Source organism: Algoriphagus aquimarinus, assembly GCF_900112005.1.
GTDB lineage: Bacteria > Bacteroidota > Bacteroidia > Cytophagales > Cyclobacteriaceae > Algoriphagus > Algoriphagus aquimarinus.
This window is the reverse complement of sequence record NZ_FOKK01000004.1, coordinates 71,318-93,161: the sequence shown is the minus strand read 5'-3', so window position 1 is coordinate 93,161 and position 21,844 is coordinate 71,318. Positions and strand designations below refer to the sequence as shown.

Below are 21,844 nucleotides of genomic sequence, written 5' to 3'. Positions count from 1 at the left end.
AACTTATAAGCTACTGTAATACAATAATTTAAATCACCTATCTTTTTTTAGTGAATGAACCCAATATTCCTCTGGTCAATTCTCTGAAAATCGTTCTACCCAACTGCCTCACCATGGTATTCTTACTCAATTCTGCAAAAAGAGAATCATCTTTAGTGGTTCTTCTACTAGTTGTTGTTGATGCTTTTGGACCTGGTAATTCAGCTTTTTTCTGAATCTCCTCAATATCCGCCATTTTCTTCTCCAATAGCTCAAAAGCACTTTCTCTATCGATATCCTGATTGTATTTGTAAACTAAAGCAGAATTCTGGACAACAGCATCTATTTCCGCAGGATTCAATATATCCATTCTGGTAATCGGTGCTCTCACTAGTGTATGCGCAAGTGGCGTAGGAATCCCTTTTTCGTTCAAAGCTGTAATTAGCGCCTCGCCGATTCCCATCGAAGTCAACACTTCGGAAGTCTCGTAATAAATTGAATCAGGATAATTTTCTGCTGTTTTGGTAATAGCCTTACGGTCCTTCGCTGTGAAAGCTCTCAAAGCATGCTGCACTTTCAAACCCAGTTGCCCCAGAATGCTATCAGGTACATCAGTTGGAGTTTGGGTACAAAAATATACACCAACCCCTTTGGATCTGATCAATTTGACAATGGCTTCGATTTTCTCAAGAAGATCGTTGGAAGCATTGGAGAAAACCAAATGGGCTTCATCTATAAACAAACATAGTTTCGGCTGGTCTGCGTCTCCTTGCTCAGGGAATGACTCATAAATTTCTGATAATAGACTGAGCATGAATGTAGAAAATAACTTAGGCCTACTTTGAATGTCAGTCAGTCTAATCACGGAGATTACACCTTTCCCGTCTTTGGTTCTCAAAAAGTCTTCTACTTCGAAGGATTTTTCTCCAAAAAACCGTTCCGCACCTTGTTGCTCCAGTTCGATGATCTTCCGCATAATCGTATTTACCGAAGCTGAAGAGACTTGACCGTATTCCTTTTTGATAGCTTCCTTCCCCTCATTGGTGATAAACTGAAGCACACGCTTAAGGTCTTTCAGGTCCACTAATGGAAGATGATTTACATCACAATAGCGGAATATGAGTGATATCACGCCCTGCTGTGTATCATTGAGCTCCAGAATCTGTGCGATCAATACTGGACCAAACTCAGATACAGTAGCTTTCAAACGCACGCCTTTTTCGTCCGAAATAGACATCAGTTCTATCGGCAAACCCATCGGTACATAGTCCACACCAATGACTTCAGAGCGATTTTTAATAAAATCATTGGCAGTTCCTGGCTGAGCTAGCCCCGACAAATCCCCTTTGAGATCCATTAACACAGAAGGTACTCCTTTCAAAGCCAGTTGTTCTGCAATCACTTGCAAGGTCTTTGTTTTCCCCGTTCCCGTTGCCCCAGCAATAAGTCCATGCCGGTTCATCGTTTTGAGAGCTATTTTGATTTGGGCACCTGTAACAGGTACTCCATCCAAAACACCAGTACCTAGTACTATTGAGTCTTTTTTATATTTTTGACCTTCGGCCAAATGGGTAATAAATTCTTCTGTCTTGCTCATGGTCAAAATGATTATGAAACCAAACTACAAAAAAAACCTTGATGCCTATGGCAAAAAGGTTTTTCAATAAAAACGGTATGTATAAAAGGATTAATAGGTAACTATTGGCTCAAGCGTCTTTGCTTGCTCCACGAAGTCAGCAACCTTTGAAGCAGCTGGAACTACTCTAGTTAATCCTTTTTCTTCTTGAGTTTTCACCAACGCAGCATGTAGATTTTCTGCATTTCTGTTTCTCAACTCTTTTACTGTATCTACTCCTGCAGCTTTAAGAAGTTCTGCAAATTGACTAGCAACCCCATTAATTCTAAAAAGATCGGCCATATTCACCCATACTAGGATCTTACTTTCATCTAAGCCTGAGGCATCAGCGATAGCCTTTCTACCAGCCTTGGATGCTCCTTTTTCTAATAGGCTTTCTACAGTAGTTACTCCAGCGGCGCTAAGTTTATCTTTCATAGCAGGACCGATGCTCTCGATCATTGTGATTGGTTTTCCCATCTTTCTAATATTTAGGATTAAAATTATATGACTGTAAATTCAGTAGTTCAGCTCAAAGATTTAATAATTAAGCATTCAAAAGAATTTAATCCTAAAATAAAGACAATTTTTAACTTCTAAAATCCATTTAGCAGATTATGGACAGATTTGCCCTTTTGGAAACATTAACTTTACGATAAAGAAACTTCTACCTTTATTGCTATTCTAGAAAAACACTATCCCTGTGAGCATTAAATTTCACCCCTCCCTTCTACTTCTAAGTTTTGTTTTCACATTGGCTTTTGGCCAGGTAACGCTTGCGCAAATCGGTCCAAATCTCGGTCAAACAGACCATTGGATGAAAGGCGCAAAAGCTGCTATTGAGAGAAATGACTATGAAACGGCGAATTCTATCTTCAGAAATCTGATCGATTCTGGTCAGCCGCTTCCAGAAGAAATGCCTTATTTATTCGCAGAGACTCTTTTTCAACTTAAGCAATATGATAATTCAGCTAATTTTTTAAATAAGTATTTAGAGTTAACTGGATTTACGGGTTCACACTATAAAGGAGCGCAAGAACTTCAACACCGTCTAGAGACTCCATTGAAGGAAATTCAAGAATGCCAGCTTTGCGACCGCAGAGGCTATAGATACCAGACTTGCTTTACTTGTGATGGAACCAGGCAAATAGAGCAAGAATGTCACTACTGCAAAGCAAAAGGCGTGGTTGGCTGCAGTCGTTGTAACGGTTCTGGGATGATCACTAAGATGAATATTTTTAAAATCGTAGAATACTTCGAGTGCGAAAGATGCTCAGGCAAAGGAAGGCTCACCTGCCCTGTTTGTGAGGGTAGCTTGAAAGAAGTAAGCTCTTGTCGAACCTGCGGTGGTAGTGGGAAATTAAGCTCAGAAGATGTCTGTGATCACGTTGAGGAAGCTCACGAGCATTGAAAAGGGGGCTAGTTGTTGGTTGTTAGTTGTTGGTTATTAGTTGCAGTAATCAGCCATAGTTTTCAGTCACCTTATCATAGCAATGGTTATCCAGCGCCAAAGGTGCGTTCCGTAATTGCCCAGGATAAGCGAAGTGAAATACTGGGTGATGCATAGTCGGGAATATATAAGAGTGCCAACGGCACGAGCGGTAGAAAAGTGATCAGTCACAGTATTCAGTCTTAAGATGTCGATAACTTTTTACCCGTTTTTGAGACTTATCCTACAAGTATTTATTCAGCTTCTGGAGAAGCAGGACCACATAATACTTTGATTTCTGCTACCACTTAAAAGATCTACTTATTAAAAAAAGACATAAAAAAACCGGCCTAAGCCGGTTTTGATATTATTTGCAATATTTGGCGTAAGCCTCATCTGCCCCGGGATATTCCAAGGCTCTAGCAAGTTGAAAGTCTTCGCATGAAGAGCCGACCTTTTTCATTGCTACCTTCAACATACCTCTGTTGAAGTAAGCTTGCCCGAATTCCTTATCCACTGCAATTGCATTTCCATATGCTTTCAATGCTTCATCAGGCTTGCCCAATTGATGTAGAGCTCTAGCTTTCATGAAAGAGGCCATAGCAGGCGCACCTGAGATTTCAGCTGCTTGATCTGCATACAGCAAAGCATTGGTGTAATTCTTTTGATTATAATGAACGTTTGCCAAACTGAGTAAAACCTGAAAATTATTTGGCTCTACTTCTAGCGCCTTTTCAAAATCTGCCTTTGCTTCTTCGTAATTTCCTTGCTCCTCATTCGCTCTGCCTCTATTATATAGCATGCGAACATCGTTGGGATTGAATTTCAAATCTTCAGAATACTCATCCGCTGCCTCAGCGTAGTCTCCTTTATTGAAATAGGCATCCCCTGAACTTGTTTTCTTTTCTGAACAAGACCAAAGGGCTGCTGAAATAAATAGAGCTATAATCGCTCGCGTACTCGTTTTCATTATTGTTGATTTAAACTGCTACACTATTATCTCTTAGCGCATCATTTAAAGAGGTTTTGAGATCGGTAGATGCTTTTCTTTGACCTATGATCAAAGCGCAAGGAACTTGGAAAGTGCCTGCTGGGAATTTTTTGGCGATAGATCCAGGAATAACTACAGAACGAGCAGGTACATAACCCTTGTATTCTATAGGCTCAGATCCAGTGACATCAATTATTTTAGAACTTGCTGTCAAGGTAACTCCAGCGCCTATTACGGCTTCTTTACCTATTCTGACACCTTCTACTATAATCGCACGAGAGCCGATAAAAGCACCTTCTTCGATAATTACCGGAGCTGCTTGGATTGGTTCCAAAACTCCTCCAATACCTACTCCACCACTTAAATGAACATTTTTGCCGATCTGCGCACAGGAACCGACAGTAGCCCAAGTGTCAACCATCGTGCCACCGTCCACATATGCACCGATATTAACATAACTTGGCATCATCACAACTCCGCTAGCCAAGTACGCTCCGTAACGAGCTACAGCGTGAGGTACTACACGTACGCCTTTCTCTGCATAGTTGGTTTTAAGCGCCATTTTATCGTGGAATTCAAACGGTCCTACCTCGATAGTTTCCATTTTCTGAATAGGGAAATAAAGAATTACGGCCTTCTTCACCCAATCATTTACTTTCCAATTGCCATCATCAGTAGGCTCTGCAACACGGATAATGCCCGCGTCAAGATCTGCGATTACAGCTCTAATGGCTTGTTGAGTAGTTTCTTCTTTTAATAGTTCTCGGTTTTCCCAAGCCTGCTCAATGATTGTTTTCAGTTCCATTATTTTGGTTAGTTTCGTTTATGAGTGGAAAATTTGATTCTCGAATTCCAGTCTTGATAGCATCAAGTCTAAAGCCCGCCAAAGATACAAGAGCTTATGGAAAGCTTGGCCTTTCGTTGCGAGAAACAGGTCTATATCGCTTAAGTTTTATGGGATTTTCACAATTCCCTATTAAAAATTGCGAAGATGAAAACTTTTACTCTTCTTTTTCCAAGACTAACTCAGCCTGGGGAAGGATCTCCTCACAAGTCAGATTCTTGAGAATTCTACTGAAAGTTCGTCCAAAAATCCTGATCTGCTGCACTTATGAATACCTTCCAATTGCCTCATTTTTTAAAGGGATTTTGGGCTACAATTTGGTCTATGATGTACAGGAAAATTATGTCAAAAACCTAGATCTAAACCCTTCCTTAAGTCCAAACAAAAAGGCAAAACTAAGCCGGATAATAAGGCAAATGGAAAGGGTAAATCGTATAGATTTATTCTTGCTAGCTGAGAAATGTTACGCTGAAGAGATGCCTGAGAAAACTCCTTTTTTGATTTTGGAAAATAAATTTTCTGGAGAAATTAAGTCCGTTTCACCATTCAAAATTTCAGAAAAAGAAGCATATAGTTTTGTGATTTCAGGCACCCTCACTCCTGCTTTTGGGACACTCGAAGGGATAGAATGGTTCAAGGAAATTTTAAAGAATTTCCCTAGATCTACACTCCAGATTATTGGGCATTGCACGGTATCAAACTATGCAAATATCCTTCAAAAAGCCTGCGAAAATATTCATCAAATTAAGCTGAAATCATCCGACTCACCCATCCCTCATGAAGAGATTATAGCAGCATACTCGGGAGTAGATTTTGCGATTTTACCCTATCAAAATCGAGAGGCTATAAAGGATAAATTACCAACAAAACTGTTCGAATCAGCAGCACTGGGAGTTCCGGTTTTGATAGGCGGAAACCCAAACTGGTTAGACTTTTTAAATCCGTTTTCTGGAGGATTCCCCATAGACTTTTTCGACTTGGAGCAGGCGTCTCTGCAATTCAATGCCGCACTCAATCAGGAATATTTCACTCAAAGTCCTGATGCTTCTATACTGTGGAAATCTCAACACAGAGATTTCATCACGGCAATTTCCTCTCTGTAAGTTTTAAACAGGATGTGGATTACTATCCACAGTTATCCACCTATGCCCTAATTCTAACACTCATTTCCTCAAAATGGAAACTGGGTGTTTTTTACTTTTTACTTAGAAAAGACTGAGAAATCATGTTTTCAATATATTATAAATCAATTAATTAACACATTCTTTAAACTAGACTAATCATATTTTTAGCCAAGACTAAAACACTAAACACATTTGAAAAAGGGTTATCCACAGGCGATTTAGACACTATTGAATATATTTTTAGCTATATCTAAATTAATTTTTATATTTGTCTCAGTACAAATTGGAATACCATGACCTTAACTACAGCTGAGGAGAATTACCTGAAAGCGATCTATCACCTATCAGATGGAGCTACTAAAAGTGTGTCGACGAATGACGTGGCAGCGGAGATGAAAACCAAGCCGGCTTCAGTCTCTGACATGCTAAGAAAGTTGGGAGATAAGGAAGTGATTGAATACCGGAAATATTACGGGGTCAACATCACGGAAGAGGGTAAGAAACGAGCACTACAGACTATCCGAAAACACAGACTTTGGGAAGTGTTTTTGGTCGAGAAATTACAGTTCGCTTGGGACGAGGTTCATGAGGTAGCCGAGGAGTTGGAGCACATCCAATCTCCCCTACTTATTCAGCGTTTAGACTCGTATCTAAACTTCCCAAAATTCGACCCCCATGGCGATCCGATTCCGGATGAATATGGAGATGTGAGGGCTCGACCAAGACTTGCTTTGAACGAGATGGACATAGATCAATCAGGTCAGATCGTAGCCGTAAAAGACAGCTCTGCCGCCTTCCTAAAATACCTAGATAAAGTAGGTGCTTACATCGGCGCAAGAATCAAAGTTCTGGACAAAGTAGAGTTTGACGGTTCGATGGAAATCCTAGTCGATCAGAAAAAAACACTCTTTATGTCTAAGGATGTTGCGGCAAATATTTTGGCAATTCAGTCATGAGGAAATTACTAATAATACTGCCCCTACTGTTACTCTCTTTCGCCTGTAAATTTGAGAATAAGAATGAGCGATTAAAACCGAAAATAGTCGCAACAACCAGCATTCTTGCAGATGGAATTAGGAACATCGTAGGCGACAAGGCAGACGTGGTTTCTTTGATGCCAGCTGGAGTAGATCCACATTTATATAAGGCATCCGTTCGGGATTTAGACTTGCTTCAAAATGCAGACTTAGTCATTTACCACGGACTTTTCCTGGAAGGGAAAATGACAGAGATTTTTGAGAAACTGGCATTCAGTCAAAACCTCATTAATGTTTCTGAAAATATTCCTCAAGAATTATTATTAAGATCCGGACCAGAGGCTCACTCCGTAGATCCTCATATCTGGTTTGACGTTTCGCTTTGGTCCCTGGCTCTAGCGCACGCTTCCGATGAGATTATAAAATGGCAACCTGAATGGAAGTCTGTTGTAACCACAAACACCGAATCCTACCTTGCCCAATTAGCACTAGTGCATCAGGACAACATCACCAAAGTAGCTGAGCTGCGCAAAGCAAATCAAGCGCTGATCACTGCTCATGACGCCTTCTCCTATTTTGGAAAAGCTTATGATTTGGAAGTACTGGGATTGCAAGGATTATCTACGTTGAGCGAACCAGGACTTCGGGATTTGACAGGCTTGGTTAGCTTTATTGTAGAGCGAAATATTCATGCAGTTTTTGCGGAGCAAACTATTTCTCCCAAAGCCATCGAAGCAGTAGTAGCTGGTTGCGCCAACCAAAACCATGAAATCAAATTAGCAGGGCCATTGTACACAGATAGTCTTGGAGCTCCAGACTCTCCTGCTGGCACATATATAGGAATGGTAAAAACGAATGTTCAAGTAATTTTTGAAAGCCTAACACAATGATCATAAACGTAGATTCCCCCGTTTTAGAAATACACGATCTGACCGTCAGTTACGATCAAAGCCCTGTTTTATGGAATGTGGATTTGAGTCTACCTGCTGGAAAGCTAATTGGAATACTTGGTCCAAATGGTGCAGGAAAGTCAACGCTGATCAAAGCTATCATGGGCTTGATCCCAATAACTGGAGGATATGTCAAACTTTTCGACCGAGAGTTAAATGATGTGAGAAGCCGAATTAGCTATGTTCCGCAGCGTGAATCTGTGGACTGGAATTTTCCTGCCTCTGTACTCGACGTGGTCATGATGGGCACTTATGGAAAACTAGGTCTTTTCCGAAGGCCAGGAAAAAAGGAAAAGAAAATAGCTATGGATTGCCTGGAGAAAGTAGGCATGCAGGCTTTTGTAGATCGACAGATTTCTGAGCTTTCCGGTGGACAACAGCAGCGGGTTTTTATTGCGCGAGCTTTGGCGCAGGAAGCTGACTTATATTTAATGGACGAGCCGTTTGCAGGAGTTGACATGGCGACGGAAACGGCAATCTTTCAGCTATTGCAAGAAATGACTGCAGCGGGCAAAACCGTAATAGTGGTGCATCATGATATACATTCAGCGATGAATTACTTTGACTGGATCATTATGCTAAACCTTCATTTGGTAGCATCTGGACCAAAAGCGCAAGTAGTCACCGAAGAACTTCTAAGGAAAACTTACGGAGGAAAACTGAACCTACTTACCAAAGTGACTGATATTATTAGACAAAAGGACTTTAATCCATTGAAGAGCTGATATGAGTGATTTCCTCTACTTCTTCACATTTCAGGATTCTTCCATTGCCTTCGTGGTAATTGGGATTACGCTCTTGGGCATAGGTTCCGCCTATGTGGGGACCTACAGTTTTCTCGACAAAAAGGCTTTACTCGGTGATGCGATCTCACATGCAGTACTTCCCGGCATATGCTTAGGATTTATGCTCGCAGGCGAAAAGAATCCGATTTATATAGTGACAGGTGCATTTCTTTCTGGTGCGCTGGCAACCTTTCTTACCTCCTGGCTGAAAAGCAACACAAGACTGAGCGATGACGCGATCATTGCCTCTATCCTATCTATCTTCTTTGGCTTTGGTGTAGTGCTACTCACAGTTATCCAAAAATCAGGAAATCCGGAGATGGCTGGCCTCAACCAATTCATCTTTGGAAATGCCATAGCTATCTTAGAAGAAGACCTTTATATCTATGGAGGTCTGGCAATATTGATCATCATCACGCTCACGGCATTCCGAAAGGAATTCTCCATGCTGGTATTCAATGCTGACTTCGGAAAATCGATTGGCTATCCCATGGGAGCAATTCGCTTGGTATTTAACGTACTGATGATATTGGCTGTCGTGATCGGTATCCAAGCTATCGGAGTTGTCCTGATGGCCGCTTTGCTAATTGCGCCTGGAGCTGCCGCAAGGTTCTGGACAGATAAGCTCGGTAAACTCCTATTGATCGCCGGAGCATTTTCTGCTGTTTCCGGGATCCTTGGAACATACGTTTCATTCGTGATTCCACAGATGCCCACAGGCCCTTGGGTGGTAGTATTCCTTTCACTTTTCGCATTTGCTTCTTTTCTTTTCGCTCCAAAAAAAGGAGTTCTTTCACGCTTCATTGCTAGAAGGTATTATTTGAAAAAAACGCATCAAGATCACTTGCTAAAATTGATTTACCATGGTTTAGAAAGCGGAAAGAATTCCTTCGCTATAGAAGAAATCTATGAGTCCTTTCCCTACAGAAAGCGGCAAACCAAGCATACTATCGATGAATTACTTAAAACCAATTTATTGACTCTAAATCAGGGACTTATTGACTTTACCTCAAAAGGAAAATCAGAGGCAAAACGAATTGTAAGACTGCATAGACTTTGGGAACTCTACCTAAATGAGTACATGAATATTGCTCCAGATCACGTGCATGATTCAGCCGAAAAATTGGAACACATCCTTACTCCTGAGCTGGAAGCTTTACTAGAGAATAGATTAAATTATCCTAAACTCGATCCTCACCAAGAGGCTATCCCCCGCGACAACGATGAGCTTTGACCAAAACGCATTTCTGATCATTATCACCGCCTCGATCATCTCAATTTCCTGCGGATTACTCGGAGTATTTATGATGCTTCGCAAAATGTCCATGACTGGCGACGCTATCTCCCATGCAGTACTTCCAGGGATCGTGATTGGATTCTTTGTCTCAGGAAGTCAGCGCGGATTGGAAGTGATCATAGGCGCTGGAATCCTAGGGATTTTGGCTACGCTTATTATTGATTGGCTGAAAAATAAAGCTAAAGTCCAGCTCGATGCATCCATTGGGATCACCTTCACCCTCCTTTTTGCCATAGGAATTATACTTATAAATATGCTTGCCTATAAGGTAGATTTGGATCAGGAATGTGTGCTTTATGGAGAGATCGCTTACCTACCTATTGACCTTTGGATCACCAAAGCAGGCTTTAGTATGGGACCTAGAATCACCTATTTGGCAGTATTGAATTTGGTTTTAGTAAGTGGATTTATATTCTTATTATACAAGGAGTTAACCCTGACAAGTTTCGATGAAAACTTTGGTTTAGTGATAGGACTTCCAGCAGGTGCGATCAACCTTGCATTGATGAGCATGGTGTCCTATACTACCGTAAGTAGTTTCGAAGCAGTTGGAGCTATTTTGGTGGTAGCATTACTCGTCGTCCCTCCTGCCACTGCTTTCCTTTGGACTAAAAAATTAACATCTCTTATTAAACTTACCTGCGCTTTAGGTATTTTTATTGCAATAGCGGGATACTACATGGCATATTTGGTGGATAGCTCGATTGCTGGAATGATGGTAGCAGTTGCTGGCGTTATATTTCTAGGGAGCGCATTCGTGAAAAGTATTAAACCGAATTGGATATTCGGAACTTCCAGTTCTATCAAGCCGTTGGAGAATTGAAACTTAAATTCTTACCTAATTATTCGATATAATGCCAATTGCCTTATTTTCTTTGATTAACTAGACGGAAGACCAGTTACCGATGACCGAAGTCACATCAATTTGAAAGTTTACTATTTCTTCATTTGCTTTTAGCACTTTTGCGAGTAGATAAGCATAAAGTCTGAATGTAAAAGAAATACACTCATTAGGAATATTTCAGCCCATACTCGGTTCTTAGGATACTTAGAGCATGATGGCTTCAAAAACATACACTTAATACATGAAAAAATTAGTATTCATAGGCCTTCTTTTACTTGCTGCAAATTTTGCGCAAGCACAGGATAAAATAGAGTGGCTGAAATTTGAGGAGGCAGTTGCCGCTACTGAAGCAAATCCAAAAATGCTTTTGGTGGATGTATATACCGATTGGTGTGGTTGGTGCAAGAAGATGGATAAGGAAACATTTACCGATCCTGCTGTCATCAAATACATCAATGAGAAATTCTACGCAGTTAAGATGAATGCTGAGGATAACAAGCGAACGTTTGATTTCAAAGACAAGGAATACACAGAGGCAAAAATGGCTGGAGCCATGCGTGTACAATCCTACCCTAACTTCGTGATCATCGATCCTACTTTGATGAATATCACCCAACTACCGGGTTATAGACAACCTGTAGAATTCTTGGATGGATTGAGTCAGATAGTAGATAAAGGAATTGGCGCAAAATGAGTTTTTCCCTTTCCGATCAAAATGACACTATTATAGCATTAGCCACTCCTCAGGGTGTTGGAGCTATTGCAGTAATCCGACTTTCAGGAAAAGAGGCTATCAGTCTCACCAATGAGGCTTTCTTTGGTAAAAATCTTGAAAAACAAGAATCTCATACCATTCACTTCGGAACCATACGAGACGGCGATAAAATCATCGACGAAGTTTTGGTTTCCATATTCATCGCTCCTAAGTCCTTCACCAAGGAAAATGTGGTGGAAATCTCCACTCACGGGTCTTCCTATATTATCAATCAAGTACTCAAACTATTTATCCGCAAAGGCGCACGTCCGGCAAAGCCAGGAGAATTCACTCAGCGTGCATTCCTCAATGGTCAGTTCGATCTAGCGCAAGCAGAAGCCGTGGCAGATTTAATACATGCCGATTCTGAGACTTCCCATCAAGCTGCACTCAGTCAGATGCGTGGTGGATTCAGCTCTGAAATTCAAGAACTTAGATCGAGACTGATCCATTTTGCTTCCATGATAGAATTGGAATTAGATTTCGGCGAGGAAGATGTGGAATTTGCCAGTCGGGAAGAATTACGAACGCTTGTAGAGCGTTTACTTCGTGTGGTCGAAGAATTGATTCTGAGTTTTGACCTGGGAAATGTGATCAAAAATGGTGTTCCAACCGTCATCGCTGGAAAGCCGAATGCAGGAAAGTCCACCCTACTCAATGCCTTACTCAACGAGGAAAAAGCAATCGTATCAGAGATCGCCGGAACTACCCGTGACTTCATCGAAGATGAAATCAACATAGGCGGAGTAATCTTCCGCTTCATAGATACAGCAGGTTTGCGCGAAACAACCGATGTGATCGAAGCCATCGGAGTCAGCCGAACTCAGGAGAAAATGAAGACAGCTTCCTTGATTTTGTACCTCTTCGATTTGGGTGATACAGACTTGGTAGAGATCAATCGAGATGTAAATAAACTGGAAAACCAAGGTGTTCCTTTTCTTAAAGTTGCCAATAAGATAGACAAAGCTAATTCACTACTTGTTAATGAATTAAAAGAGCAACATCCTGATACTATTTTTATCTCCGCTGGACAGAAAGACAACCTCGAAGAACTCAAAGCAAGGATCCTTGTCCTAGTGAATCTCGACAAATTCAGAACAGGAAATACGGTCGTGACCAACGTGCGTCACTACGATTCCTTGGTCAAAACTCGTGAGTCCTTGCTGGATATTCTTTCCGGTTTGGACAATGAAGTCACCAACGACTTTGTGGCCATGGACATCCGCCGTTCCCTACATTTCCTCGGTGAGATCACAGGGGAAATTACCACAGATGATCTATTGGAGAATATCTTTAGGAATTTTTGTATCGGGAAGTAAGTAAGGGATTTCATCGTCATTGCAAGGAGGTAGCGCCTGTCTCGATTATTCGGGGACGAAGCAAGCTGTTTCTTAAAATTATTAGCCCAGTTAAGTCAACCTAGCCTCGAATCACACAAACCCTAGAAAATCGAGATATTCAATAAACATTTTTTTGAGCGCCCTAAAAAGGTAATACAACCAACTTTTCTCATAAAATACATATCTCTTTATATGAAAGGATTTTTCATTCTGGCTCAAACTAATATCTTTAGAAACTATTTTTAGAAAGAAAGATGATTTTTAATGAAGACTCAAGAGTAAAGATCCCAGCAATCGTGCATCTCACACGGCTAGGATATACTTATTTACCCTTGAAAAACGTCAAATTGGATAAGTCTACCAACATCTTCTTAGATATTTTTAAAAAGAAAGTAGCCGAATTAAATCCAGAATTATCTCCGAATGAAGTAGATAGATTCTATGAAGAGATTTCTATTTGCTTAGAAAATGAAGATCTGGGAAGAGCTTTCTTCGAGAAATTAATTGACCGCTCAGGCAGAAGGCTGGTGGACTTTGATAATTTCGGTAACAATGATTTTCATGTCGTTACCGAATTGACTTATCAAAAGGATGATGAAGAATTCAGACCTGATCTGACGATTCTGATCAATGGCATGCCCTTATTTTTTATCGAGGTCAAAAAGCCAAACAATCTGGAAGGAATTCAAGCTGAAATGAAGCGAATGACGACTCGCTTTACCAACAAGAAGTTTCGGAAGTTTGCCAACATCACCCAGCTCATGGTTTTTTCCAATAACATGGAATACGACGATGAAGCCATCTCCCCTATTCAAGGTGCATTTTATGCTACTCCTGCTTATGGAAAAATGCATTTCAATTATTTCCGTGAAGAGGAAAAAGCCTTTGAGCTTCATGTGCATGTGAAGGCAATTGAAAAGGAAAAAGAGTTGGAAATCCTTCGGGACAACAATGTGGTGGGCATCAAAGATTCTCCTGAATACCAAACAAACCTTCTTGCAACTTCACCAACACATAGGTTACTTTCCTCCTTATTTGAAAAAAGCCGAGTGGAATTTTTACTACGCTATGCAATTGCCTATGTCAAGGAGGAAAAAGGACTGGAGAAGCATATCATGCGCTATCCACAGCTTTTTGCTACTAAGGCACTGGAAAGGAAATTAAATGAAGGAATTCGAAAAGGAATCATCTGGCATACGCAGGGTTCAGGAAAAACAGCTTTGGCCTATTATAATGTCAAGTTTCTGACGCAGTACTTCCAGAAAAAGACAATTGTCGCAAAGTTCTACTTCATTGTGGATCGTCTGGATTTATTGATTCAGGCAGCGCGTGAATTCAAAGCAAGAGGATTGGTGGTACATGAGATTGATTCCAGAGAGGATTTTGCCAGAGATATTAAGTCTATTGCTGCCATTCACAATAATTCAGGTAAAGCAGAAATCACCGTAGTCAATATTCAGAAATTTAAAGATGATCCTGATGTCACCCGAAAGTCTGATTATCAATTAAGTATTCAGCGGGTATTCTTTCTCGATGAAGTCCACAGAAGTTATAATCCGAAAGGAAGTTTCTTGGCCAACCTTAAGGAAGCAGATCCGGATTCGATCAAGATAGGATTGACAGGAACTCCTCTATTGGGATCGGATTACAATTCGCGAGTACTCTTCGGAGATTACATCCACAAGTATTACTACAATGCTTCGATCAAAGATGGCTACACGCTACGACTGATCCGCGAAGAAATCTCCACGCAGTATAAAGCCCAGTTTCAAAAAATCCTGGACGAAATCAAGGTATTAAAAGGCTCTTCCCAAAAGAAGCACCTCTTTGCTCATCGTAAATTCGTAGAGCCGATGTTGGAATACATAGTCGATGATTTTGAGCGATCACGGGAACGAATGGATGATCCGAGTATTGGTGGAATGGTCGTGTGTAGTTCTTCGGAACAGGCAAAGTTGCTTTTCGAAGTGTTTCAGGAAAATTATGCTAAAGAAGAACCTACCCAGTTTCTTTTTGCAGCAGATAGCCAGCAACGCATCCCAATAAACAAAAGGAAGCAAGACTGCCAAGTCAAATCAGCAGCCTTAATTCTCCATGACGTAGGGACCAAGCAAGAGCGTAAAGATCAGGTCGAAGGGTTCAAAGAAGGGAAAATTGATTTCCTCTTTGTTTACAACATGCTCTTGACTGGCTTTGATGCCAAGCGCTTGAAGAAACTCTATGTCGGGCGAAAGGTCAAATCTCACAACTTATTGCAAATGCTTACCAGAGTGAATCGGACCTATAAGGAATTCCGATACGGCTACGTGGTGGATTTTGTGAATATCAAGGATGAGTTTGATGCGGCGAACAAAGCCTATTTTGCAGAACTGCAATCGGAATTGGGAGATGAGATGATTCATTACTCCAATCTTTTTAAATCTGCTGAGGAGATTAAAGAGGAGATTGAAGAAATCAAGGAAGTTTTATTCCCATTTGATACCCTGAATATGGAAACCTTCTCCAAGCAAATCTCTCAGATCAATGATCGAAAAGAAATGCAAGAGATCGTGAAAGTGCTTCAAAATGCGAAAGTCTTATATAATCTTATTCGACTGGCAGGATATTATGATTTACTTGAAAAAGTAGATTTCCAAAAGCTAGGAAGCTTAGGCAGAGAAGCTGAACACCGTCTTGCCCTGATTAACCAAAAAGAAGTTTTAGAGTCAGATCTTGACAGTACCAATCTATTGAATATAGCCTTGGAAGAAGTCTTTTTCGCTTTTACGAAAGTAAAAGAGGAAGAAATGATCTTGGCAGATGCATTAAAGAACACGCTTCAAAAAACGCGAGAAATGCTCGGAGGCAATTTTGATCCGAAAGATCCTGAGTTCATCAGCTTGAAAGAACAACTGGAACTCTTATTCAAAAAGCAGAAACTGACTGAGTTCACAGCTGAAGATATGTCTGCTAACATGAAGCAGCTAGATAGTATTTATCAGAAAGCAAAGAAACTGGAATATGAGAATCAACTTATTCGTGCGAAGTATGCCAATGATGCGAAATTTGCCAGACTTCATAAACGCCTAATGGAAAAAGATCCATTAACCGAAAAGGATTCAAAATTATTTGAGGCATTGAATGATCTCAAATTGGCTATAGATGACGAATTGGAAAAAAGTAGCCGATTACTAGAGCAAGAAAACTATTCCAAGCAAAAAATCAATCGTCTTGTCATCGAACAGTTATTGACCAAGCATCAACTACCGATCACAGCGGAGAAAGCCAGGTCTCTTGGAAATTTGGTCTTTTCTGAATACTTGAATGAATATCAGGGAAGAGTAGCTTAAAGATTTACGAGTTTTGATTTTGGATTTACGATTTGCTGGAAGCCATCAAAATGTAGAAATATAGAAGCCGTACCTCGAACGTGTGGTGCGAAATATTTACGAATACCGAATCATGCAGTATCTAAACCCCGAAGGGGTTTAACCATGAATAACCCCGGGTGATCCCGATAGCCATCGGGACCGGGGAAAAAACAAACAAAATATTCCAACCCTGAAAGGGTTGAACCTAGACATTATAGCTTACAATTAATTACCCAATGACCGATAATCACCTATTTGAAAGTAAAACCAAACTCTTGATCGATGGACTGAAAAGTACCTGCGCCAATTATGGACTGGGAAACGACGGAAACGAATTCAAGATTATTACCCAAGTATTTCTCTACAAGTTCCTCAACGATAAATTCATCTACGAGCTCAAAAAGCTCAAACCAAATCTAGCTGCGGCTGAACATCTGGATGAAGCGATTCGGATGATTCCGGAGGCTGAGTATGAGCTTTTGATGCTCCAACTCAATGAAGGCACAGCCCGATTGCAGCCGGAGCAGTTTATATCCAGACTCTATCAGCGTCAATCTGAACCCAAGTTTTCGGAGATTTTTGATAATACCCTCTTGGCTATCGCAAAAGAGAACAGCGATATCTTCTCCGTGATCACCGAAGAAGGTGAAAAAATCGTCCTATTCGAAAACATCTCCAAGTACATCACAGACAAGCGCGATGATTTCTGCAAATCAATCATCAATAAACTGGTTCACTTCAGTTTTGAAGAAATCTTCAAAGAGAAGTTTGACTTCTTCGCCACGATCTTCGAGTACCTGATCAAAGACTACAATACCAACTCAGGTGGCAAATATGCCGAATACTTTACGCCACATGCTGTCTCCAAGATTATGGCTCGCTGTCTGGTACAAGACGAAGTGAGTAATGTCTCCTGCTACGATCCCTCAGCAGGTTCGGGTACACTACTGATGAACCTAGCGCATCAGATCGGAGAAGATCGCTGCATGATCTATTCTCAGGATATCTCACAGAAATCCTCCAACCTGCTCCGCCTCAACCTGATCCTGAATAATCTGGTACACTCCATTCCCAATATCGTGAAGGGGAATACCATATTGGAACCTTACCACAAAAAAGCCGATGGGCATCTCCAGAAGTTTGACTATATCGTTTCCAACCCGCCTTTCAAGCTAGACTTCTCCGACTTTGTAGCTGATCTGGATACGAAGCAGAACAATGAACGCTTCTTTGCAGGAATACCAAACGTGCCTGCTAAGAAATTGGAGTCGATGGCGATCTACCTGATGTTTCTCCAGCATATCATGTATTCCCTCTCTCCTACTGGTAAAGCAGCTATCGTCGTGCCCACAGGATTTATCACTGCACAGAGCGGAATCGAGAAAAAAATCCGGGAGCGGATGGTCAAAGACAAGATGCTAGCTGGAGTTGTCTCCATGCCAAGTAACATTTTCGCGACCACAGGCACCAATGTCTCCGTAATCTTTCTAGATAAACAAAACAAAGGCGATGTAATCCTGATCGACGCCTCCAATCTAGGAACCACTGTGAAGGAAGGTAAAAACCAAAAGACCCTACTCTCTACAGCCGAAGAAGATCGAATCATCGCCACTTTTTCTGAAAAGAAAGCTGAGGAAGATTTCTCAGTTCTGGTAAGCTATGATGAGATCGAAGCTAAAAACTACAGTCTCAGCGCCGGACAATATTTTGAGGTCAAAATTGAATATGTAGATATCACCCAGGATGAGTTTCAAGCGAAGCTCGGAAGCTATCAGCAAAATCTAGCTTTGCTTTTTGCTGACTCTAAAGATTTGGAAATTGAGATACATGAGAATTTAAAGGGGTTGAAATATGCATAATTGGGAGGTTCAAAAAGTCGGTGATATTTCAGAGTCATATTTGGGTAAAATGCTAGATAAGGAGAAGAATAAAGGAACCTTCCATCCGTATTTATCCAATAAATGTGTGCGTTGGGGAGGATTCGATTTTAATTACATATCTGAAATGAGATTTGAACCACATGAACACAAAAGATTCGGCTTAGAGTATGGAGATTTAGTCATTTGTGAAGGCGGAGAGCCAGGTAGATGCGCCATTTGGAAAAATGAAATCTCAAATATGAAAATTCAAAAAGCCTTGCATCGTGTTCGAGTGAAATCTGGCTATTCGAATGAGTTTTTGTATTACCAATTTTTATTAGCTGGAAAAACAGGTTCCATAGAAAAACATTTTATAGGCTCTACTATAAAGCACCTTACAGGAGTAGGTTTAAAACAAATTGAATTTAATTTTCCTCATTTCAAGATACAGCAAAATATAGCCAAAGTCCTCTCCGATCTAGACTCCAAAATCGAACTCAATAATAAGATCAATGCAGAGCTAGAAGGAATGGCGAAGTTGATTTATGAGTATTGGTTTGTGCAGTTTGACTTCCCCTTCGACTTTGCTCAGGGCAAGCCTTCAGATGACAGTTCCGACCCCAAAGATGTCAAACCCTACAAATCCTCAGGCGGAAAAATGGTCTGGAATGAGGAGTTGAAAAGAGAGATTCCGGAGGGGTGGGAAGTTGGGACTTTATTAGACATTGCTAATTTTTACAACGGAATTGCATGCCAAAAATTTAGACCTGAAGGAGAAGAACTTAAATTCAGAGTGATTAAAATTAGAGAAATGAATGATGGTTTCTCGGATAATACAGAATTTGTTAAAAGAGATGTTCCAGAACCTTCAATTATAAACAATGGAGATGTTTTATTTTCATGGTCGGCAACTCTAGATGTAAAAATATGGACTGGAGGAATAGGCTGTTTAAACCAACATATTTTTAAAATTACCTCAAATGATTACCCAAGAACATTCTATTATTTTGAGCTACTGAAATATCTCGAGCATTTCAAAATGATGGCTAACCTTCGTAAAACAACTATGGGGCACATCACTCAAGAACACTTAAAACAAAGTAGAATCTCAATACCCAAGAAAAATTTAATTCAATCGCTTGATAAAAAAATCAATCCAATATTAAACAAGATTGTTAAAAATCAAGAAGAAAATCAAAAACTCTCTTCCCTTCGAGATTGGCTATTGCCGATGCTGATGAATGGTCAGGTGAGGGTTAACAATAATAAATAATCTAAAAAATAAATTTTTATGCAAAAAAAAGAAAAAACTTACAAATCAGCTTTTTACACTTTTAATCTAAACTTAAAATCCAATAAAAGGAAAGGTGGAGAAACTTTTAAAAATATTATTCTTGAAACGGAATATTCTAGGAAAGGTGTTTTTATGCGTGCAAACACTGTAATGTATTTCAGAAATGTTTTCATAAACACAGTTGAAGGAAAAGAAGTAGTATATGGAATAATTTCAAGAAATATTAATGTTGAAGGCCTTGAATGGAAAAATAGGGAAACAGCCGAATTAGTAGATGTTAATATTCCTGATGGAGCAGTTCCTGGTCTTAAAGAAGTTTTCTTCGCATATACACCAGATTTTCATAGGATAATTGTGCAAGCTAAAGCTTCTTTCAGTCCAAAAATTATAAGTGAATTTTTGAGTAAGTTTTTTAATAATTTTTTGGAAATTGAAGGTGAACATCTTGATGTTGTTGTACAACAAGATATTGACAGTCTCGAGGTTCTGGAAAAAGCAAGAAAAATCTCGAAGGTTTTTGTAAAATTAACCTTTACTAATGATGACTTTAAAAAGGAATCTGAAGAATTAATGGATAAGCTAATACGAGAATCGGGGTTTGGGGAACTTGAATTAACAGGGAAAAGTGCTGGAAACACTAAAATTGATTTAGAAGGAGATTTAATTAATGGCGCATTAGGGTTAGCAACAGAAAATGGATTTGCTCTGGTAAGTTATACAGATCGAGCTGGTAAAAAGCAAAAATTAAACACATTACAGCACCCTCAAGTTTCTATTATAGAGGTACCTGACAATACATCTTCTTTAATTTTTGCAATAGAAGCTATAAAAAACCTTTTTAAATCTAGGAATGAAAAAGCCGATTAATCAAATCCACAAAGGAGATTTTAGAACTTTACTTTTTATATATGACATAAAAAGAATAAGAGAGAGTAAACCATTTTGGTTTTCACTAATAATTTCGATTTTTATTTTGCTTTTAAGTATTCGAATTGATTTATTCGATATTCTTGGTTTCTTAATTGAAGCTGGGTATAAGATTATACCCTCAATTTTAGGACTAGCTTTTGCTTCCTTTGGTATAATAATATCAGTTTCAAATTCAAATCCTATATCGCGACTTATAGATAATGATATAACGCGATTTGATGACAATATGACAGTTGGTATATCTACCTTTCAAAAGGTATTAGCTATTATTTCTTGGGCAATAATTATACAATCAATATTTCTTATATCTCTAATCTTCGTTGATTTCACCTTATCTCTAAAATTAAAATCTATATTTTGCGATTCAATCATTACCAATATATTTAACTACATTATTTTATTCCTATTTTCAATTTTATTCTTCTATTCAATATTACTAATACCCAGAACTCTTTTAAATCTATTTAACTATGGCCAACTAATTAACTTCGTTTCAATTCTGGAAAAAATTAAACAGGAAAAGAAAATTTCTAAGGATGGAGAGAATTGATTTATTAAATCGTTTATACCTCTTATTAAAAAGGAAAATTAACTCTAATCCATTTTTATGAATAGCCCTTCCCAAGTTTTATCTGTTTTCGCCAAAGAATGTATTTCTAAGGCTGTATCTCAGATTATTCGAAAGCTTCAGTGTTTTAAAATCACACTTTCTGGTGAAGATTCTGGCTTAGAAAATACCTGGGATGAAATCTGTGTGCAGCTTCAAGATGGATATGCTTATAAGTGGGATCTTTATGAAGATACTGTGCTAGACTTAATCGAAGAAGAAGTTAATAAAATGCCTACTCATGAGCAGCTAGCAATTTGGTTGGAGACGGAATCGGCTTATTCCTATGATGAGGATGAGGACGACCTCGAATCAACGTATGATCCTACGGAGGTTTGTCACCACATAAAAGGTCATATTTATAAAAAGGCTGGGGATTGGAGTAATAAGAGGATTAGGAGGAATTTGGTATAAGGCCTCTAAGATTGTACCAATCAAAACGTAAACAACAAATATTTTATAACTAAGCACAAAATGAAAAAAATTATTGTTCTGGCTATTGTCTTTTTGGCGATGAACCAAATTTCTCATGCCCAAACTCAAAAAGGGGTAAAAGTATCTGATATTGATAAGGATTATATAGAGCTTCTTGGAGTTAGCAAACTTTTAAGCACAAAAGTCAAAGTTCTAATTGACTATGGTCAGCCAGACGATTTTTGGTCATCTAAGGATACACAACTTATAGACGATGATGGAACTCCTATAATTTTTGAATCTATTATGGGAGCTATAAATTACTTTTCAAGCCATGGTTATGAATTTGTAAATGCTTACGCTATCACCTTAGGGAATCAAAATGTTTATCATTATATGATGAGAAAGAAACTTGAGTAATAGTTGTAAGTAAAAAAACTATATTAGACAGAGAGAAATCA

Annotated in this window: 20 protein-coding genes; 16 read left to right on the top strand and 4 right to left on the bottom strand. The window is 39.4% G+C overall.

Features of this window, described 5'->3' with window-relative positions:
• Nucleotides 1-37: 37 nt before the first annotated feature.
• Nucleotides 38-1,576, bottom strand: a complete 1,539-nt coding sequence (locus tag BM291_RS06355; RefSeq protein ID WP_092895478.1) for a helicase HerA-like domain-containing protein — start codon at nucleotides 1,574-1,576, stop codon at nucleotides 38-40.
• A 90-nt stretch (nucleotides 1,577-1,666) separates the two neighbouring features.
• A complete protein-coding gene (locus BM291_RS06350) occupies nucleotides 1,667-2,074 on the bottom strand; it encodes a DUF4332 domain-containing protein (RefSeq protein WP_092895476.1) in 408 nt (135 codons plus the stop codon).
• A gap of 223 nt (nucleotides 2,075-2,297) precedes the next feature.
• Here BM291_RS06350 and BM291_RS06345 point away from each other — a divergent pair, with 223 nt between their 5' ends.
• Nucleotides 2,298-3,005: a tetratricopeptide repeat protein gene (locus BM291_RS06345; RefSeq protein ID WP_245786786.1), complete on the top strand. Its 708-nt coding sequence runs from the start codon at nucleotides 2,298-2,300 to the stop codon at nucleotides 3,003-3,005.
• Nucleotides 3,006-3,390: 385 nt separating this feature from the next.
• Here BM291_RS06345 and BM291_RS06340 read toward each other — a convergent pair whose 3' ends face one another.
• Complete coding sequence (locus tag BM291_RS06340) at nucleotides 3,391-3,993, bottom strand: tetratricopeptide repeat protein (RefSeq protein WP_092895472.1); 603 nt, start codon at nucleotides 3,991-3,993, stop codon at nucleotides 3,391-3,393.
• 10 nt (nucleotides 3,994-4,003) lie between these two features.
• The gene (locus tag BM291_RS06335) at nucleotides 4,004-4,819 is read right to left on the bottom strand and encodes a 2,3,4,5-tetrahydropyridine-2,6-dicarboxylate N-succinyltransferase (protein ID WP_092895470.1); all 816 of its coding nucleotides are present in this window, start codon (nucleotides 4,817-4,819) and stop codon (nucleotides 4,004-4,006) included.
• A 20-nt stretch (nucleotides 4,820-4,839) separates the two neighbouring features.
• Here BM291_RS06335 and BM291_RS06330 point away from each other — a divergent pair, with 20 nt between their 5' ends.
• The 15 genes from BM291_RS06330 to BM291_RS06260 all read left to right on the top strand — a co-directional run bounded on the left by BM291_RS06330 (nucleotide 4,840) and on the right by BM291_RS06260 (nucleotide 21,803).
• Nucleotides 4,840-5,961: a glycosyltransferase family protein gene (locus BM291_RS06330; protein WP_092895468.1), complete on the top strand. Its 1,122-nt coding sequence runs from the start codon at nucleotides 4,840-4,842 to the stop codon at nucleotides 5,959-5,961.
• A 314-nt stretch (nucleotides 5,962-6,275) separates the two neighbouring features.
• Nucleotides 6,276-6,938: a metal-dependent transcriptional regulator gene (locus BM291_RS06325; protein WP_092895466.1), complete on the top strand. Its 663-nt coding sequence runs from the start codon at nucleotides 6,276-6,278 to the stop codon at nucleotides 6,936-6,938.
• Nucleotides 6,935-7,849: a metal ABC transporter solute-binding protein, Zn/Mn family gene (locus BM291_RS06320; RefSeq protein WP_092895464.1), complete on the top strand. Its 915-nt coding sequence runs from the start codon at nucleotides 6,935-6,937 to the stop codon at nucleotides 7,847-7,849. Before BM291_RS06325 ends, BM291_RS06320 begins: the two co-directional genes overlap by 4 nt.
• Complete coding sequence (locus BM291_RS06315; protein WP_092895462.1) at nucleotides 7,846-8,634, top strand: metal ABC transporter ATP-binding protein; 789 nt, start codon at nucleotides 7,846-7,848, stop codon at nucleotides 8,632-8,634. Before BM291_RS06320 ends, BM291_RS06315 begins: the two co-directional genes overlap by 4 nt.
• Nucleotide 8,635: 1 nt before the next feature.
• Complete coding sequence (locus BM291_RS06310; RefSeq protein WP_092895460.1) at nucleotides 8,636-9,928, top strand: metal ABC transporter permease; 1,293 nt, start codon at nucleotides 8,636-8,638, stop codon at nucleotides 9,926-9,928.
• Nucleotides 9,918-10,814, top strand: a complete 897-nt coding sequence (locus BM291_RS06305; protein ID WP_092895458.1) for a metal ABC transporter permease — start codon at nucleotides 9,918-9,920, stop codon at nucleotides 10,812-10,814. The genes BM291_RS06310 and BM291_RS06305 overlap by 11 nt, the downstream gene beginning before the upstream one ends.
• A gap of 262 nt (nucleotides 10,815-11,076) precedes the next feature.
• Nucleotides 11,077-11,529, top strand: a complete 453-nt coding sequence (locus tag BM291_RS06300; protein WP_092895456.1) for a thioredoxin family protein — start codon at nucleotides 11,077-11,079, stop codon at nucleotides 11,527-11,529.
• Nucleotides 11,526-12,908 (top strand): tRNA uridine-5-carboxymethylaminomethyl(34) synthesis GTPase MnmE, encoded by a 1,383-nt coding sequence (gene mnmE / locus BM291_RS06295; RefSeq protein ID WP_092895454.1) that lies wholly within the window; start codon nucleotides 11,526-11,528, stop codon nucleotides 12,906-12,908. Before BM291_RS06300 ends, mnmE begins: the two co-directional genes overlap by 4 nt.
• 275 nt (nucleotides 12,909-13,183) lie before the next feature.
• Nucleotides 13,184-16,258, top strand: coding sequence for a type I restriction endonuclease subunit R (locus BM291_RS06290; protein ID WP_092895452.1), 3,075 nt, complete (start codon nucleotides 13,184-13,186; stop codon nucleotides 16,256-16,258).
• A gap of 257 nt (nucleotides 16,259-16,515) precedes the next feature.
• Nucleotides 16,516-18,138, top strand: coding sequence for an HsdM family class I SAM-dependent methyltransferase (locus tag BM291_RS06285; RefSeq protein ID WP_092895450.1), 1,623 nt, complete (start codon nucleotides 16,516-16,518; stop codon nucleotides 18,136-18,138).
• The gene (locus BM291_RS06280; protein WP_092895448.1) at nucleotides 18,131-19,411 is read left to right on the top strand and encodes a restriction endonuclease subunit S; all 1,281 of its coding nucleotides are present in this window, start codon (nucleotides 18,131-18,133) and stop codon (nucleotides 19,409-19,411) included. The genes BM291_RS06285 and BM291_RS06280 overlap by 8 nt, the downstream gene beginning before the upstream one ends.
• An 18-nt stretch (nucleotides 19,412-19,429) precedes the next feature.
• A complete protein-coding gene (locus tag BM291_RS06275) occupies nucleotides 19,430-20,299 on the top strand; it encodes a DUF4747 family protein (protein ID WP_092895446.1) in 870 nt (289 codons plus the stop codon).
• On the top strand, nucleotides 20,283-20,912 hold the full coding sequence (locus tag BM291_RS06270) for a hypothetical protein (protein ID WP_092895444.1): 630 nt from the start codon (nucleotides 20,283-20,285) through the stop codon (nucleotides 20,910-20,912). Before BM291_RS06275 ends, BM291_RS06270 begins: the two co-directional genes overlap by 17 nt.
• 57 nt (nucleotides 20,913-20,969) lie before the next feature.
• Nucleotides 20,970-21,383: a hypothetical protein gene (locus tag BM291_RS06265; RefSeq protein WP_092895442.1), complete on the top strand. Its 414-nt coding sequence runs from the start codon at nucleotides 20,970-20,972 to the stop codon at nucleotides 21,381-21,383.
• Nucleotides 21,384-21,443: 60 nt separating this feature from the next.
• Nucleotides 21,444-21,803 (top strand): hypothetical protein, encoded by a 360-nt coding sequence (locus BM291_RS06260; RefSeq protein ID WP_092895440.1) that lies wholly within the window; start codon nucleotides 21,444-21,446, stop codon nucleotides 21,801-21,803.
• Nucleotides 21,804-21,844 lie beyond the last annotated feature (41 nt).

Bases quoted from the DNA above. Each gene is read 5' to 3' on its own strand.
- BM291_RS06355 (WP_092895478.1), bottom strand. From the start codon at position 1,576: ATGAGCAAGACAGAAGAATTTATTACCCATTTGGCCGAAGGTCAAAAA.
- BM291_RS06350 (WP_092895476.1), bottom strand. From the start codon at position 2,074: ATGGGAAAACCAATCACAATGATCGAGAGCATCGGTCCTGCTATGAAA.
- BM291_RS06340 (WP_092895472.1), bottom strand. From the start codon at position 3,993: ATGAAAACGAGTACGCGAGCGATTATAGCTCTATTTATTTCAGCAGCC.
- BM291_RS06335 (WP_092895470.1), bottom strand. From the start codon at position 4,819: ATGGAACTGAAAACAATCATTGAGCAGGCTTGGGAAAACCGAGAACTA.
- BM291_RS06330 (WP_092895468.1), top strand. From the start codon at position 4,840: ATGAGTGGAAAATTTGATTCTCGAATTCCAGTCTTGATAGCATCAAGT.
- BM291_RS06325 (WP_092895466.1), top strand. From the start codon at position 6,276: ATGACCTTAACTACAGCTGAGGAGAATTACCTGAAAGCGATCTATCAC.
- BM291_RS06320 (WP_092895464.1), top strand. From the start codon at position 6,935: ATGAGGAAATTACTAATAATACTGCCCCTACTGTTACTCTCTTTCGCC.
- BM291_RS06315 (WP_092895462.1), top strand. From the start codon at position 7,846: ATGATCATAAACGTAGATTCCCCCGTTTTAGAAATACACGATCTGACC.
- BM291_RS06310 (WP_092895460.1), top strand. From the start codon at position 8,636: ATGAGTGATTTCCTCTACTTCTTCACATTTCAGGATTCTTCCATTGCC.
- BM291_RS06305 (WP_092895458.1), top strand. From the start codon at position 9,918: ATGAGCTTTGACCAAAACGCATTTCTGATCATTATCACCGCCTCGATC.
- BM291_RS06300 (WP_092895456.1), top strand. From the start codon at position 11,077: ATGAAAAAATTAGTATTCATAGGCCTTCTTTTACTTGCTGCAAATTTT.
- mnmE (WP_092895454.1), top strand. From the start codon at position 11,526: ATGAGTTTTTCCCTTTCCGATCAAAATGACACTATTATAGCATTAGCC.
- BM291_RS06290 (WP_092895452.1), top strand. From the start codon at position 13,184: ATGATTTTTAATGAAGACTCAAGAGTAAAGATCCCAGCAATCGTGCAT.
- BM291_RS06285 (WP_092895450.1), top strand. From the start codon at position 16,516: ATGACCGATAATCACCTATTTGAAAGTAAAACCAAACTCTTGATCGAT.
- BM291_RS06280 (WP_092895448.1), top strand. From the start codon at position 18,131: ATGCATAATTGGGAGGTTCAAAAAGTCGGTGATATTTCAGAGTCATAT.
- BM291_RS06275 (WP_092895446.1), top strand. From the start codon at position 19,430: ATGCAAAAAAAAGAAAAAACTTACAAATCAGCTTTTTACACTTTTAAT.
- BM291_RS06270 (WP_092895444.1), top strand. From the start codon at position 20,283: ATGAAAAAGCCGATTAATCAAATCCACAAAGGAGATTTTAGAACTTTA.
- BM291_RS06265 (WP_092895442.1), top strand. From the start codon at position 20,970: ATGAATAGCCCTTCCCAAGTTTTATCTGTTTTCGCCAAAGAATGTATT.
- BM291_RS06260 (WP_092895440.1), top strand. From the start codon at position 21,444: ATGAAAAAAATTATTGTTCTGGCTATTGTCTTTTTGGCGATGAACCAA.